This is a genomic window from Pedobacter sp. 05L430 (genome assembly GCF_056397585.1).
Genome location: NZ_JBFTNT010000001.1, coordinates 134521 through 149687 on the forward strand (window position 1 = coordinate 134521; position 15167 = coordinate 149687).

The window sequence follows — 15167 nt, forward strand, 5'->3', positions numbered from 1 at the left end:
ATTTCAGTGTGAGATCCCCCTTTTTATTGCTTAAACTTTTTTAGCACACTCGTCATTCCGCCCGTCATCTCCTTTGGTTAATCAAAGGAGATGACGGGACCATCTTATGCCAGGTTACGTCCGGCATTTACAATGCCATATACCGTTCTGATGGCAAGCTTCTCATATGATTGTTTTTCTTCCTCTGTAATTTCGTTCTGTAGCTGTTCTAAAGCGTAATGCTGGATAAGCACCAAAGGCAGTACGATCTTCTCTCTAACGGCAATAGAGCGCTTTTCTACAGGATAATTCTCCATTAGTGTCTCATGACCCGCCAACTTTAAAAGCATCTCTTTAGAAAGCGTAAATTCATCAAAAAGAATCTTCCAGAAAGCACCGTATTCCTTGTCGTTTATAAAATGAGCCGTAACAGCAAAGTCAGACTTGCTCATAGACATCATACAGTTGTCTATGATGGTTTTAAAGTAGCCGGATTCCTGATAGGTTTTAACAACCTTATCCCAGTTTCCTGCTTTTTCCTGGCTTTTTAATGCCGTACCCATACCATAAAATCCTGGAATATTCTGTTTAAGCTGGCTCCATGCAGTAACAAAGCTTATCGCTCTCAGGTCTTCCAGTTTTAATGCGCCACCAGAATTTCTTTTTACCGGCCTGCTGCTGATGGTAATTTTAGACAACAAAGTAAGTGGCGAGAATTTCTCCAGGTAACTTAAAAACAATGGATGCTTACGCAGGGCTACAAATGATTCATAACTTTCCTGCGCCATTATATCCAAAAGATTTTTATGAACAGGATCTAATAAAATATTATGTCTCTCCTTAATACCCGCAGAAATACCTGCGTTTATTAATTGTTCAATGTTGAATTCGGCACTGTCTATAGACCCATACTGAGAACTGATTGTTTGTCCCTGAATGGTAAGCTGGATGTTTTTATTAGCTATCTCTTTACCCATAGAGGCATAGAAACGGTGCGTTTTACCTCCACCTCTTGAAGGCGGACCACCGCGACCGTCAAAAAATGCAAGTTGAATATTGTGTTTGTTTGCCGTTTCTGTTAAAGCAACCTTGGCGTTAAAAATGGACCAGTTTGCCATTAAATAACCACCATCTTTTGTGCTGTCAGAGAAGCCCAGCATAATGTCTTGTTTATTCCCTCTTTTCTTTAAATGTTTTTTGTAAAACGGATGAGAATACAAGGTTTCCATAATTGTAGCCGCATCAGCAAGGTCATGAACTGTTTCAAATAGCGGAACAAAATCAATAGAAAGATCATCTTCTTCCCATCCATTCCATAAGAAAAGCTCTATGAGTTGCAAAATATCGCTCGCTTGCTGGCAATTACTGATAATGAATCGGTGGCAGGCAAGTTCTCCATTGCTTTGCTGTATTTGTTTCACTTCAGTAATGGTTTGAAGCGTATCCTGAACCAATGAATCGGCCTTATCGCTATGCGATACTCTGGCACTTTTAAAGGAAAGGGTCTTGATTTTTTCTTCTTCCGATAAGCTGTCGTAGTTCTCAGGGAACATAGAATTGATCGGTTTACTTTGTCGGCAATAGGCATGCACGTCTCTTAATACCCTGCTGTCCTGTCTGATATCAAGTGAGGCAAAGTGACTGCCATAAAGCTCAACCTTACGGATCAGGTCAGAAACGATATCGGCAAACAGGCCGTCGTGGCTATCTATCAGTGTGTTTTTAATTTTATTCAGGTGTTCGATCAGAAAGTCTGAAATGTTTTCCATTTCAATATTCGGATCAAATGCATTTTTGTATAATACATCGTGAACTATCGCGATAGGCTCATCCACACCTCTAAAGGTGATGCGTCTCTTTAGGTTTCTAAAATCGCGGTAATAGCATCTGAACAAGATCTGGCGAAGCATTTTTGATACCTGCACGGTAGATTCGGTATGTACATTAGGGTTACCGTCTCTATCGCCACCCGGCCAAAAACCTAATTCTATAATCTTTTTAGAGTCAAGGCTGTAATCGTTCAGGCTTTTGTCTATTTCCGATTGGATATTTGCTGCAGCAAAATAAAACACATTTTCGAGGTACCATGCTAAACTTAGCGCTTCATCAACCGGGGTTGGTGATTTTTTATTGAAAAATGGCGTTTTACCTAATTGCTGAAGCAAAAGGTGGATGCTGGTGATGTCGTTAATTTTAATGGCTGCGGTAAGGTCTGTGATGATAGACAATACGCTTCCGGGATAAAATTGAGTTGGGTGTGCGGTTAAAACAAGTCTTAAAGAGAATTCCTCAATCAGTTTTTCTATTTTCTGATTTAAAGAGCTGTCATCAATTCCTTTTTTTAGATAAGAAAGCAATGCATTATGCTCATCAGAAGCATTAAGTTTGTTAAAAGATGCATCTTCAACAGCATCAAATAACACCACCTGGCGCTCAATATATTGGATAAATCTGAACAGAAGATCAATCACGTCCTTAGCTCCGTTATTTTGCGTATACTTCTTGAAAAAAGCATTAATAATTTCTGCCGGAGTTTCATGGTTATTTACACCATCTTCACAGTATTTTATAAATAATGGCAACAGTGTGCCGGTATCTTTAATCTTGTAAAAAGGAAGGGTAAGGAAAAGGCTGTTATAGAGTTCAAATCTGGATACTACTTCGTTGTTAAATACTGATTCTCTCTGACCTTTTGCGCGTTGTTTCTGCATCATATTTAAAGGGTATTTTTTCGCGCTTAAGCTACCAAAAATGATTCAAAAAAAAGACCCCAAAGTGCTATTAATTTAATTTTGATTTTTTTGCAAAAAAAACTAACTTAGTACCATAGAGGTTAAACAAATCCTTTTAAACTTATGTGCTGATTTGAGGGCGGAAACGCAATAAATGAAGCAATTTAATTGTTAATTTTTTGGGGTAAAACAGCCGTTAAGATTTTCTTAACGGCTGTTTTGTTTAGTGTAAGTCTGCCGGAACTTCAACATTCTTTTTGAACTTTTGAAGATACAGCAGCGGAATTGAACATAAAAGGATCAGTCCCGCCACCCAATATGCATCACTATAAGTGAGCAGTAATGACTGTTTTGTAACCACACCTTCAACGGCCTTTGCGGCCAAAGCTTTTGCGTCTAAATAGTTATATCCCTTGGCCATAAAATTCTTTATAAAGCCATTAAAACGATCGGTAAATGCAGGGTTATATTCATTAATGTTTACGAGTAAATTGCTGCGGTGAAAACCCTGACGAACATGTATCAAAGTAGTTAATGCAGCGATACCAAATGAACCGCCAAGTTGTCTCATCATGTTGTTCAAACCAGAGCCTTGTCCAATCTCGGCACCTTTCAGATCCTGAATGGCCAAAGTGGTTAACGGTACAAACAATAATGCCATACCAACACCCCTTATCATTAAAGGAAGAAAGAAATCATTGGTACCTGATTGCAGGGTAGATTTACTCAGCATAGAACAAAATACGAAGAAGAGGAACATCCCGATGGTTGCCATAAACTGAGCCGGAATGCCTTTTTTAAGGAAAATCCCAATAAATGGCATCATCACGATGGTACATAAACCACCAGGGAACAACAATTCGCCCGTTTGGAGAGGCGAGAAGCCCAGTAAATTCTGGCAAAATACAGGGAACACGAAAACGGACCCATAAAGCCCGAAGCCCAGGATAAACGAGGTAAACATACCCACTGAAAAGCTCCTGTGGCGCATAATCTTAAAGTTCACAATAGGGTGGTCGGTGCTCAGCTCCCTCCAAATGAACAGCAGTAAGCCAAGGACAGATGTAACTGCAAGTGCTGTGATATAAGGGGTGGCAAACCAGTCTTCACTTTCGCCTTTTTCCAATACGGTCTGTAAACTTCCAACTGCAACGGCAAGTAATGCAATACCCCACCAATCTACAGGCATACCCTTTCCATCCTTAGGTGTCTCTCGAACAAACATATAGGTACAATAGGCCGCCAGGATGCCGACGGGAATATTTACATAAAAAATTAACGGCCATGAACTGATCTCTAACAAATAACCACCAATTGTTGGCCCTACAGTAGGCCCTACAACGGCGCCCAATCCAAACAAGGCTGTGGCAATACCAACATCTTCTCGTGGCCAGGTCTCAATTAATATGGCCTGAGCAGTTGAAATTAAGCCTCCTCCGGCTAGCCCCTGTAATATACGGAACAGGATCAGCTCTTCGAGGTTGGTTGCATTTCCGCAAAGAAATGATGCAACGGTAAAAAGTATAATAGAGAACAGGAAATAGTTTTTACGGCCAAAACGACTACCCAGCCATCCCGACATAGGCAATACGATTACGTTAGCTACAGCGTAGCCGGTAGATAGCCAGGCAACATCCTCTAGGGTGGCGCCCAGGTTACCTTGTATTTGGGGTATAGCAACGTTTACAATAGTGGTATCAATCAGCTCCAGTAAGGAAGCTGTGATCACTGTAAAGGTTATTATCCACTTTTTTAAACCTTTCTCGGCCATTTTTAGTCTTTTATAGAAACAGAAACCTTAACACTCATACCAGGGCGTAATTTTGCCATGATCTCTTTAGGTGCTTTAGTGATTTTTATTTTTACGGGCACACGTTGTACTACTTTTACAAAGTTACCTGTAGCATTGTCGGGAGGTAACAAAGAGCCTTTTGCACCGGTAATAGGCGCAAAATTGTAAACCTCTCCCTGTACATCGGCATCCGGATAAGCGTCAACCTCTACCTTAACTTTTAACCCGGGATTGATTTCTTCAAGCTGGGTTTCTTTAAAGTTTGCAGTAACATAAATACTGTTTTCATTTACAACAGAAAACAAAGACTGACCGGCCTGTACCAGCTGCCCTTTTTGAACATTCTTTTTAGAAACAATTCCTGTTGCCGGTGCTTTAATGTCGGTATATGATAGCTGCAATTTAGCAAAATCAACTTCCGACTGATGCTGGCTAACTCCAGTATTGCTTACTGCTAACTGCGACTGAGTAGTACCAACCTGCTTAACTGCGGCAGTATATTGGTCGTTAGCGGCAGTAAATGCAGCTTGGGCCGATTCTTTTTGCGCCTTAGCCTGGTCAAATTGCTGCTGGGTAATAGAGCCATCTTTAATCAGGTTTGCATAACGATCGTAATCCTTTTGGGCTAATGATAATTTAACTCTTGCCTCTTCAATATTAGCCCTTGCAGTACTTGTATTTGCTGCAGTGGCCGCAATTTGTGATTCAGAAACACCCACGCCAGCACTGGCACCTTTTTGTCCGGCCATGGCCTGCTCAAGCTTTACTTTGTAATCGCTATCATCAAGCTTAACCAAGATATCGCCTTCTTTTACAGCGGTGTTTTCTTCAAATTTAATTTCCTTTACATAGCCTCCAACACGTGCAACTACCGGGCTAATGTCTCCATCAATCTGTGCGTCATCCGTATCAACGTGTTTGCTGTAGTAAATATACTCTTTGGTGCCAAATATGGCTCCAATTACAATTAATACCCCTAATATGATTGGTATAACTTTGTTTTTCTTTTTCTTTTCAGTTGTCATTGCTGTAATTTGTTATGGTAGTTATTGGGCGATTTTTCCTGTTGATTTTAATAGCGTATAGTAGGCCAGTCCGGCATCTGCTTTAGCTAATTCTAAATTGATTTTGGCTTGGTAAAGCAACGTTTCTGCATCAATGCGGTCGATGGCTGAGGCAACATTGTTTTTGTATTTCGAAGCCAGTAAGTTGTCGTTTTCAGTAGCCTGTGCAATAGAAGTTTCAAGCACTTTTATTTTATTTAAAGCCAGTTGATAATCCTGATAATTTTTGTTGATCTCCGTTTTCACCTGATCTGATAAAATATCTTTTTGGATACCTACATTTTTCTGTTGAATGCGAGCTTCGGTTACTTTGTTTTTATTGGTCCATAAGCTTCCGATATTCCATGAAATATTGGCTCCAAGCGTCATTGGTACAATGTACTGATTGGTTGGAGGGATAAATTTCCCGCTTGGGTTAATGTAGTACAAGTTTGCGCCAACACCAACTGTAGGTATTGTATTTGCCTGAATGGATTTGATGTTCATATCTGCAACCTTATTCTGCAAATCGGCCTGTTTTAGTTCCTGACGGTTGGATAAGGCCAAATCGATGTATGATGTTAATGGCGAAACCGGTTTTAAAGCATTATCCGGATCAGCAATTTCTATCTCCGTGTTTTCATCCAGCCCTAATAAAATATCCAGGTTGTAGTTAATTACTTTCCTGTTGTTTTCGATCTCCATTTCGGTTAGCGAAACATTGGCTTGTTGTAATTGAAACCTTAAAACATCGTTTTTAGTTACTATTCCCTGCTCAAAAAAGCGCTGCGATTGCTTTAATTGTCCGGCAATAGATTCCAGATTCTGGGCAACTACTTTTTTGCTTTGCAATACTTTAAACAACGAATAGTAAGTGTTTATTACTGCGTAGCTAACTTCTTCTTTGTTTTTATCGGCATCTAAACGGGCAACATCGGTAAGCAATTTTGTTGATGCTTCTGCATACCTTAATTTACCCCCTCCGTATACTAATTGTTCCACCGCGGCAGTTCCTATAAATGCATCTGCTCTGTTGGGTAAATTAATTGGATCTGCGCCACCAATGCTTAATTTATTAGTGGGGATCTCGGCATGGTTGTATAAAAAGGAAGCACTGGCTGTAGGCAGTGCGTTGTCTTTAACTGATGCGAGTTTAGAAACAGCTTCATCAATTTTACTTTGTGATAGTTTTAAATTCTTGCTGTTACTTATGCCTAACTCAATTGCTTCCTGTAGGCTTAGCTTTTTTATGTTTTGGGCATATAGCATTCCAGGGAGCAGAAAAGCCACAAGGCTTAATTTAATTGTGTTGCGTATCATTGTTGGGGTGTTAGATAAATAGTGATGAGATCCTTTAAATGGGTAATTAAACGATCTGTGATGATTTTTCGGTCTTCTTTGTTGTTGATGTCGAGCGTAGTTCCTGATGTTATTTTAGAAGGGGAGATGGCTACATAACTTATGGTTCCCATTACAGTAGCGATAAGCATTTTTACATCCACTTTTTTGAAGCTTCCATCTTCAATTCCATCTTCAATAATGTGCTGGATAACCAACAGATTTTCGGCCATTGCATTTTTGATGGTGATGAACATTTCTGGTCTTTGAGATAAAGACAACTCTCTATGCATCATTTTATGAAAAGTGTGATTGCAAAGTATGCGTGTGGCATAGCCATCAACTACTTTTAACAGTTTTTCCATTCCCGATAGGCGGTCTTTGCTAATGCTATTCAGTTCCTCTTTGAATCCCTGTATCCGGTTATTCATCATTTCAACGAATACGCCTTCTTTTGACCCAAAATAATAGTTAATCATAGCCATATTTGCGCCTGCCTCTTTCGCAATCTGACGGGTTGAGGCACCTTCATATCCTAATTCAGCAAACAGCTTTGAAGCTGCCTCCAGAATACTCGATCTCTTATCTGCTTTTTCCATGTAATCAAATTGTGAGGCAAAATTAATCAATCGATTGATTAATTTATATCTAATTTTATATAGAAAATGTTTGTTGACTTTGGGTTGACAAAAGTCAGCACATGTCGTCGTATCCTCCACTCTTTCCGTCATCTCGAATGCATGTGAGAGATCTCTTGGTTATGCAGGTTGAAGAGATCTCTCACATGCATTCGAGATGACGAATTGTGCGATACAAAATATAAAAGCCTGCTCAAATATGAGCAGGCTCTCTAAAAACATTCTTACCGTAATTTTAGTTGTTGTGCTGATCAAGCCATTTTTTCTCTACAACATAAGATACAATTAGCCCCAGGCCTCCAAAAATGAAGATTGATCCAAAATATACTGCTACAGCCTCTTCATCATCTATACCTGCTTGCAGCACGCAAAATAGTGCAGTTAGTATACCCAATCCTAAACCAACCATCAGTAATCCAAATTTTAAACTCAAAAAAGGAGTAGGGGCGCTTTGCCTTGATCGGGCAATTCCCGGATCTATTCCGCGCTCTATCATTGCCATTTTTTCTTTGTTAGACATGTATCTTATGCCAAAAACCATTGCTGTTGTGCAAACAAAAAGCGATATAAATACTAATTCTGGTCCCATGTTATTCTATTTTATATTTTAAATATTCTGTTGTTTTGAATCTGTGTTCTGTGTGCTATGACTACATCAAAATATTTCAGGTTACACAGATTTTAAAAAAATGTTTGTCGCTGTTATTTTATCTTTATTTAAATTTTGAGATACATTGGATGAGCTTATAAAAAAAATAAACAGCATTTATCCGCTAAAGCCCGATAGTCTTAAGCTTTTGCTTGGTGAAATGCATAAGATAGCGCTGCCAAAAAATAAGGTTTTAGTTGAAGCGGGACATATAGGCCGCTCGGCTTACTTTATCCAGAAAGGCATTGCGCGTGCTTATTGCGAAGGAAGGGATAACCAGATCACCTTTTGGTTTGGCCTTGAAGGCGATTTTGTGTTTTCCTATAACAGCTATATAAATGGACAGCCGGGCTACGAGAGCATAGAATTGTTAGAGAACAGTACTCTTTATGAAATTAAAGATGAAGCCTTACAACGCTTATTTTTGGAAAATATAGACCTTGCAAACTGGGGCAGAAAGCTGGCAGAGCTTGAGCTGATTAAGCTCGAAGAACGCTATATTTCCAGATTATTTAAATCGGCGTCAGAATGTTATGCTGAGTTGCTAAAAAACTCACCTAATTTGATCCAAAGAATCCAACTGGGATATATTGCTTCTTACCTTGGCGTTACCCAGGTTACGCTTAGCCGAATCCGTGCAGAAATAAAATAGCAAACTCATTTTTTAACATTTGTAAAAAAATGGCCTGTTAATTCGGCCTAATTTTGCAGAAAAAAAAATTATGAGCTGGATTATTTTAATAATTGCCGGATTGTTTGAGGTTGGATTTACCACCTGTTTAAAGCTATCCAATAACTTTACCAACTTTAAATGGAGTTTGGCTTTTGCTGTTTGTATTTCGTTAAGTTTTTACTTCCTAAATAAAGCCACCCAAACTTTACCAATGGGAACGGCATACGCAGTGTGGACAGGTATAGGAGCGGTAGGAACTGTAATAGTTGGAATATTGTATTTTCAGGAACCTGCCAATTTCTGGCGCATCTTTTTTATCGCAACGCTAATTGGGTCTATTCTGGGGTTAAAATTCTTTGCTGGAAGCCATTAGGTTTTGGGCTTAAGTGTGGTGCAGCAACCTTCGTCATCTCCTTTGATTAACCAAAGGAGATCACGGCCAATGTAAGCCATTAGTTTTTATCAATTGTTGTAACCTGCAGGCCTACCTCGGCGTCATAGCTGTATATGCAGCAACAGCAAACAGATCAAGACCTAATTGCAGAAGTCCTGATGGGTAATACCTCCGCTTATTCGGAATTGGTAAAACGCCATCAGCGCTTTGTATTTACGCTTGCTATACGTTTTGCTAAAAACAGGGAAGATGCAGAAGAAATTGCTCAGGATTGCTTTGTAAAGGCATACAAAGCCTTAGGTACCTTTAAGCAAACGTCTAAATTTTCTACATGGTTGTATACCATTACTTATACCACGGCTATGTCTTTTTTACGGAAAAAGCGAATTGATACACAATCAATACACGGAAATGAAAATGAACTGGAGCTGGAAGGACATAAATCTGATTTGAGTGATAACCTGGCCGAAAGGAAATCTACAAACAAATATCTTGATGAGGCAATTTCTACGCTTTCTAACGATGATATCGCGATAGTTACGTTGTTTTATAAGGGCGAACAAAGTTTAGAAGAAATTGCGGCGGCACTAAATATGCCGGCAAATACAGTTAAAGTCAGGCTGCACAGAGCAAGGGCGCGACTAAAAGAGCGGTTAGAATTTTTATTAAAAGACGAGGTAAAGGAATTATTATGGAATTAAAAGACGAAGAATTAACCAGGTTACTGAAAGGCATGGAGATGGAAGAGCCATCAATGTCTTTTACTCGTAACGTGATGGAGCAGATAAAGCTTGAAAAGCAACCTGTAGCTCTAAAGACACGGGTAGATAATCGAATTATTTATGGTATAGCTGCTATTTTTGGAGCTTTCATTGCAGGGGTTTTTATATATGCAATAGGCAATAGCACTGTTACATACGAACTGCCTAAAGTTAAAATTGACCTAACCGGGGCGGTTGACAAAACCTTGACTCCCGGTTTTTTAACTGCTTTCCTGTTTATAGATGTAGTTATTGCATTGATCTATTTCGATAGTATCCTGAGAAGAAAAAAAGGCAAGAGCCTTCAATAAAACTACTTTATTTCTATAGGGAGTTCCACAAAGGTCTTATCCCAGGCAATAATTAAATTAGCGCCCTTTTCCTGTGATTTAAAAGTAATACACAGTGACTCAACCGTGCTGGTTAGCGTTTTTACCGGAACATCAACTCTTACCAAATCTTTTTCCTGATTATAAGTAAAAGCGCCCCATTTATCAGTCTGTTTATTGATGATAAGTGTCCAGTTGTCTTTATTTGGGATGGCAAATAAGCTATAAGAACCAGCTTTTATCTTCTTGCCGGCAATAACTACGGTCTTATAGAATTTAATTTCTGTCGATTCATTTGCACCTACACGCCATACTTTGCCAAATTGCTCAAGTACACCAAAAATTTCCCGACCTTTTTTTGAAGGGCGAGAATAGACGACTTTGATTAATGGTTTAGAATCGTCCTTAGCCTTTGCAACACTTAAAGGGAAATAAGCAATATCAGCAGGGCTCGAATCAATAGCCGGGAATTTTACATCCTGCGCCATTGTGTTGCCGGCAAATATTGCAAACAGAGCAAAAAGCATTATTTTCTTCATAGGGAGAAGGTGTAGTAAAGAAAAATGTAGTTTAATATTCGCGGCCTTTAACGATTCCGTTTAAGAAAATGGCACCAAAAATAAAACCGACGATACCGCCAAGAATTGCATACCCAAAACTTCCGGAAATGATAAAGGCTGTTAAAATTCCAAAAAACATACCTAAAATGTAGTAAACCCAGTCAAAACTGTTGTTGTTTTCTTGTTCAGTCATTGTTAAAATACTTAGGCCGCAAAGATATTGATTTATTTTATCTGTGTATAATTTATCTCTAATTGTTGGGCAAAAGGCACCTTTTCTCCTAAGCAGATCCCAATCTGATACGAAGCAGATGTAAATACCCTTTATGTGCGGGAGTTTGTATCGCTTTACAGAAAGGGACTTATTTTTCATGGCTATTTACAGTAATTATTCTGATCAGGAGCTCTCAGGCTTATTGAAGTCTGGAGACCAAGTTGTGTTTACTGCTATTTATAACCGGTATTGGGAAAAAATGCAGGGGTTGCCTGGAGCCATACCAAAGATACAGAGATATAGGAGTAAAAATCTTACGATTCGTTCTGAGCATAAACTTCCGAATACGGAGGTATATTACCGCATTAAATTTCGAATCCAGATTAATTTTATCTCAATAATTGGGATGCGGAGGATAAATATTGCTGTTATAATATAAAGATCTTTCCGTCCTCTTACGGAATGTTAGTTAATAAGTGGACAGGGGTCAGGTTCCCTTGTCTATTCCGTTTTTGATTGAAAATAATTTAGGTAGTATGTTGTAGTTCGCCAGGAAGGGAACATGGCGCTAAAGAATACAACTAAGTATTTCTCCAGCTGATTACATCATATTTAGTACGTTTCTGATCTTCATCACCACCATAAATTAAGTGCTTTTTGATAAATAATCCAGTCGTTAATTCTTCAAAATAATCTAACTCTTTAAATAAAGAGGCAGAAATGGTGTGAGTTGCCTTGATTTCAAAAATGTCAAAGCCATTGTGTGTTTTTATTAATAAATCTACTTCCCTACCATTACTTGCCTGCCAGAAGTTATAATCCTGATGGAGATATTGATGATTGTTTTTCTTCTGATATTCGGCAATGATCATATTTTCGAAAAGGTTGCCCTTGAGTCTGTTTTGTTCAAAATCTTCTGGTGTTCTGATGCCTAGCAGGTAATTAAGTAAACCTGTATCATAAAAATAAAGCTTAGGACTTTTTACCAGACGTTTATTGAAATTTTGATGATAAGGCTGTAGCTGAAATGTAATATAACTGCTTTCGAGAATAGAAAGCCATGCTTTTGCGGTAGGTTGCGAAATGTCACATTCGTTAGCCAGCGCGCTAATATTTAACAGTTGCCCAGCACGAGCCGCGCACAAACCAATAAATGTACGGAAAAGGTTTAAATCGCGGATATTTAACAACTCGGTTACGTCTTTTTCTATATAGGTTTGGATGTAATTGGCGTAAAATACTACAGGATCGATTTMTCGGGTGTAAATAGCGGGATAAAATCCTTTAACCGCTGTTTGAGAATAGGAATTTTTCTGGATACCAGCGTTTTTTAATTCAGAAAAATCGAATGGTAAAAGTTTAAATAGAGCTACCCGTCCGGCTAGCGTTTGTGTGATACTGTTTAACAGGTGGAAATTTTGAGAGCCTGATAGGATAAATTGACCCATTTGTCCACTGTCGTCTACGATACCTTGTATATAAGAAAAAAGTTGGGGTACGCGTTGCACCTCGTCAAAAATAACATGCTGGTTATATAGGTTTAAAAATCCAATAGGATCATCTGTTGCGAAGGCGCGTATATCTGGATTTTCTAATGATATATAGCGATATTCAGGAAATAATTCTTTTAATAATGTAGTTTTCCCTGACTGCCTGGGACCAGTTAAAGCGATGATTGGGAATTTATTTTTTTGCAGATGTATATGTCTGGAAATCTGTCGTGTAATAAATTTTTCCATTATCAAATATACGGTAATTTTGAATTTACATGTATTTTATTTTGAATTTGCATGAGATTTATTTTGAATTTGCATGGCTTCTGTTTTGAGCCTAAATAGATGCTCTATAGAATTATTCACAAGGCAACATATTCTGTTGCCTTTTTTGTAATCAACTTTTATCAAGGCTTATTGATGATTGCCACAGTAAGCCGACTTACACAATTCATTTTGCCTTTGTCGCTATAAATCTTGATTTCCCATACATGGGTTTTTGCACCAATATGCAGGGCCTTGCAAATCCCGGTTACAAGGCCGCTTTTTACCGGGCGCAAATGATTTGCATTGATCTCTAAACCTACAGCCACATACTTTTCCGGATCAATACACATATAGGAAGCAACACTGCCAAGGGTTTCGGCCAGCACGACAGAAGCCCCGCCATGTAAAATTCCGGCAGGCTGGTGTGTGCGCTCATCAACCGGCATGGTTGCTGTTAAAAAATCTTCGCCCACTTCGGTGAACTGTATATCTAAAAAGCCTCCCATGTGATTTTTGGGCTGGTTATTTAGCTTTGCCGGTGAAAATTCTGTAAACCAGATCATAAGTACCTTTCTTTAATAATACCAACATGATGCATAATATGGCCTGCCATTACAAAAAGGATTGCTCTTACCGTGATTTGTCTTTCAGAAGCCGTTCCGCTTCTGTTAAGCTCTTTTTCTGTAAACGACTTAATTAAATAAAGATTCGACTTACGTAAATGCGCAAATTCTTCAGAAAGGCTCAATAGACTTCTATCTGAAAAATGAGCGTTTGCTACATAATCATCTTCTTCAAAGCCGGGAAGTGCATGTTGTTCTCCGCGGGCAAAGCACATTAGCCGGTATACAAATACACGCTCAGTATCAATGATATGGCCGATCAATTCTTTGATGGTCCATTTTCCGGGGGCATAGGCGTAATCTGCCTTTTCTATCAACGAGTTTATAAAATCTGGAAATTCGATGGCTTGTTTTTCCAGTAATTCAATTACATCTTCGCCTACAAGCTTAATGTATGTTTCAGCCCAGGCGGGGTACTCATGTGTTTGAGGTCGGTTCATAAGTTATACTGCTTTTTAAAACGATACGAAATGTTGTGCCTTTACCTAATTCAGATTCTTTAACGAATATTTGTCCGCTATGATAGTTCTCGATAATGCGCTTGGTTAGAGATAGCCCTAAGCCCCATCCCCGTTTTCGGGTTGTATAGCCGGGTTGGAAAACGGCATCAAATTTAGATCTTGCAATTCCTTTTCCGGTATCGGTTACATCAATAAAGACCTCTTCTTTGGTCAGATTTTCTATGATATTTATGGTAATTGTGCCTTCGTTTTCGATGGCGTTGGCTGCATTTTTAAGCAAATTTTCTATTACCCAATCAAATAATGGAACGTTCAATAATGCACGCACCTGCTCATCGCCGTTAATGGTAAAGATGATCTTGTCTGATGTGCGCAATTTAAAGTACTCTACAAAATTATAGATAACGGTGTATACCACGTGGTCTTCTACTATTGGTTTGGAGCCTATTTTTGAAAAACGGTCGGTAATTACTTCAAGGCGTTTAATGTCGTTTTCCATTTCGGCAATGAGCGGATCGTCTTCTGCATCGAATCTCGATTTTATCAGTTCAACCCAGGCCATGAGCGACGATATGGGGGTGCCCAGCTGATGTGCTGTTTCCTTAGCCATACCCACCCATACCTGATCCTGCTCTGCCTTACGAGCAGAACTGAAAGCTACATATGCTGTAAGCAGGAATAGGGCAATTACCCCCAATTGTATATAAGGGAAGTAACGAAGCTGTGTTAGGGTAGGCGAATCTTTATAGAAAATCCACCATCGGGTGCCATCCAACCCTGTAATTGGAGTAGGAGGATGCTGTTTTTTCATGGTTCTTAATTCACGTGCGAAATAGGCAGGATCGTAAGTAACGTTTGTCTTTTTTTCGAGATCGTAGTTTGTTTTAGTCGAATCCAGCCCCTGAAAACTAAGGATTTCCATCTTTGTAGAATCCGTCATGATAACCGGAAGCTTGGTATTGGTTCTGATGAGTTCTATCAAACTGGTATAGCGGTCATCATCGTACATAACCAGCGACTGCTCTGTTACTTTTACATAGAGTTGAAGCTGTAATTGCTCCTCCCGCTCCATTTTTTTAACAAAGAAGTCGCTGTAGAAAACAGATGCTGCTCCAATAATAATGGCAAAGAACAGCAAAAAGAACTTCCATCGTCGTTTTTTCTCGTAAGGATTCATAGAATATGAAAAATGCAAATTACAAAAATATATCTTTGCAGTGT

At 39.0% G+C, this 15167-nt stretch carries 16 protein-coding genes; 4 read left to right on the forward strand and 12 right to left on the reverse strand.

The window, feature by feature from the left end; translation table 11 throughout:
• Window positions 1–104: 104 nt before the first annotated feature.
• From AC1DG9_RS00645 to AC1DG9_RS00670, 6 genes are all read right to left on the reverse strand, one after another.
• The gene (locus AC1DG9_RS00645; RefSeq protein ID WP_172662314.1) at window positions 105–2693 is read right to left on the reverse strand and encodes a phosphoenolpyruvate carboxylase; all 2589 of its coding nucleotides are present in this window, start codon (window positions 2691–2693) and stop codon (window positions 105–107) included.
• A gap of 241 nt (window positions 2694–2934) precedes the next feature.
• A complete protein-coding gene (locus AC1DG9_RS00650) occupies window positions 2935–4482 on the reverse strand; it encodes a DHA2 family efflux MFS transporter permease subunit (RefSeq protein ID WP_288881264.1) in 1548 nt (515 codons plus the stop codon).
• 2 nt (window positions 4483–4484) lie between these two features.
• Window positions 4485–5528, reverse strand: a complete 1044-nt coding sequence (locus tag AC1DG9_RS00655; RefSeq protein WP_288881261.1) for an HlyD family secretion protein — start codon at window positions 5526–5528, stop codon at window positions 4485–4487.
• A 21-nt stretch (window positions 5529–5549) separates the two neighbouring features.
• A complete protein-coding gene (locus AC1DG9_RS00660; RefSeq protein WP_172662311.1) occupies window positions 5550–6866 on the reverse strand; it encodes a TolC family protein in 1317 nt (438 codons plus the stop codon).
• The gene (locus AC1DG9_RS00665; RefSeq protein ID WP_172662310.1) at window positions 6863–7483 is read right to left on the reverse strand and encodes a TetR/AcrR family transcriptional regulator; all 621 of its coding nucleotides are present in this window, start codon (window positions 7481–7483) and stop codon (window positions 6863–6865) included. The genes AC1DG9_RS00660 and AC1DG9_RS00665 overlap by 4 nt, the downstream gene beginning before the upstream one ends.
• Window positions 7484–7757: 274 nt before the next feature.
• On the reverse strand, window positions 7758–8111 hold the full coding sequence (locus AC1DG9_RS00670) for a DUF6249 domain-containing protein (RefSeq protein ID WP_172662309.1): 354 nt from the start codon (window positions 8109–8111) through the stop codon (window positions 7758–7760).
• A 145-nt stretch (window positions 8112–8256) separates the two neighbouring features.
• Between AC1DG9_RS00670 and AC1DG9_RS00675 the strand changes: the two genes are divergently transcribed.
• From AC1DG9_RS00675 to AC1DG9_RS00690, 4 genes are all read left to right on the forward strand, one after another.
• Window positions 8257–8823 carry a Crp/Fnr family transcriptional regulator gene (locus AC1DG9_RS00675; protein WP_288881255.1) on the forward strand — a complete coding sequence of 189 codons (567 nt, stop codon included), beginning with the start codon at window positions 8257–8259 and terminating at the stop codon, window positions 8821–8823.
• A gap of 70 nt (window positions 8824–8893) precedes the next feature.
• Window positions 8894–9217, forward strand: a complete 324-nt coding sequence (locus AC1DG9_RS00680; protein ID WP_172662307.1) for a DMT family transporter — start codon at window positions 8894–8896, stop codon at window positions 9215–9217.
• Window positions 9218–9351: 134 nt separating this feature from the next.
• Complete coding sequence (locus tag AC1DG9_RS00685; RefSeq protein ID WP_172662306.1) at window positions 9352–9939, forward strand: RNA polymerase sigma factor; 588 nt, start codon at window positions 9352–9354, stop codon at window positions 9937–9939.
• A complete protein-coding gene (locus AC1DG9_RS00690; protein ID WP_288881249.1) occupies window positions 9930–10310 on the forward strand; it encodes a hypothetical protein in 381 nt (126 codons plus the stop codon). The genes AC1DG9_RS00685 and AC1DG9_RS00690 overlap by 10 nt, the downstream gene beginning before the upstream one ends.
• Before the next feature lie 2 nt (window positions 10311–10312).
• On the opposite strand, the gene AC1DG9_RS00695 is transcribed toward AC1DG9_RS00690, so the two are convergent.
• The 6 genes from AC1DG9_RS00695 to AC1DG9_RS00720 form a co-directional block, all read right to left on the reverse strand.
• Window positions 10313–10867 (reverse strand): DUF2911 domain-containing protein, encoded by a 555-nt coding sequence (locus tag AC1DG9_RS00695; RefSeq protein ID WP_337717059.1) that lies wholly within the window; start codon window positions 10865–10867, stop codon window positions 10313–10315.
• Window positions 10868–10898: 31 nt separating this feature from the next.
• Window positions 10899–11261: a hypothetical protein gene (locus tag AC1DG9_RS00700; RefSeq protein ID WP_246269685.1), complete on the reverse strand. Its 363-nt coding sequence runs from the start codon at window positions 11259–11261 to the stop codon at window positions 10899–10901.
• Window positions 11262–11683: 422 nt separating this feature from the next.
• On the reverse strand, window positions 11684–12841 hold the full coding sequence (locus tag AC1DG9_RS00705) for an ATP-binding protein (protein ID WP_477634216.1): 1158 nt from the start codon (window positions 12839–12841) through the stop codon (window positions 11684–11686).
• 161 nt (window positions 12842–13002) lie between these two features.
• Window positions 13003–13425, reverse strand: coding sequence for a hotdog fold thioesterase (locus AC1DG9_RS00710; RefSeq protein ID WP_172662302.1), 423 nt, complete (start codon window positions 13423–13425; stop codon window positions 13003–13005).
• Window positions 13422–13925: a DinB family protein gene (locus AC1DG9_RS00715; protein WP_288884272.1), complete on the reverse strand. Its 504-nt coding sequence runs from the start codon at window positions 13923–13925 to the stop codon at window positions 13422–13424. The genes AC1DG9_RS00710 and AC1DG9_RS00715 overlap by 4 nt, the downstream gene beginning before the upstream one ends.
• Window positions 13903–15123: a sensor histidine kinase gene (locus AC1DG9_RS00720; protein WP_172662300.1), complete on the reverse strand. Its 1221-nt coding sequence runs from the start codon at window positions 15121–15123 to the stop codon at window positions 13903–13905. The genes AC1DG9_RS00715 and AC1DG9_RS00720 overlap by 23 nt, the downstream gene beginning before the upstream one ends.
• Window positions 15124–15167 lie beyond the last annotated feature (44 nt).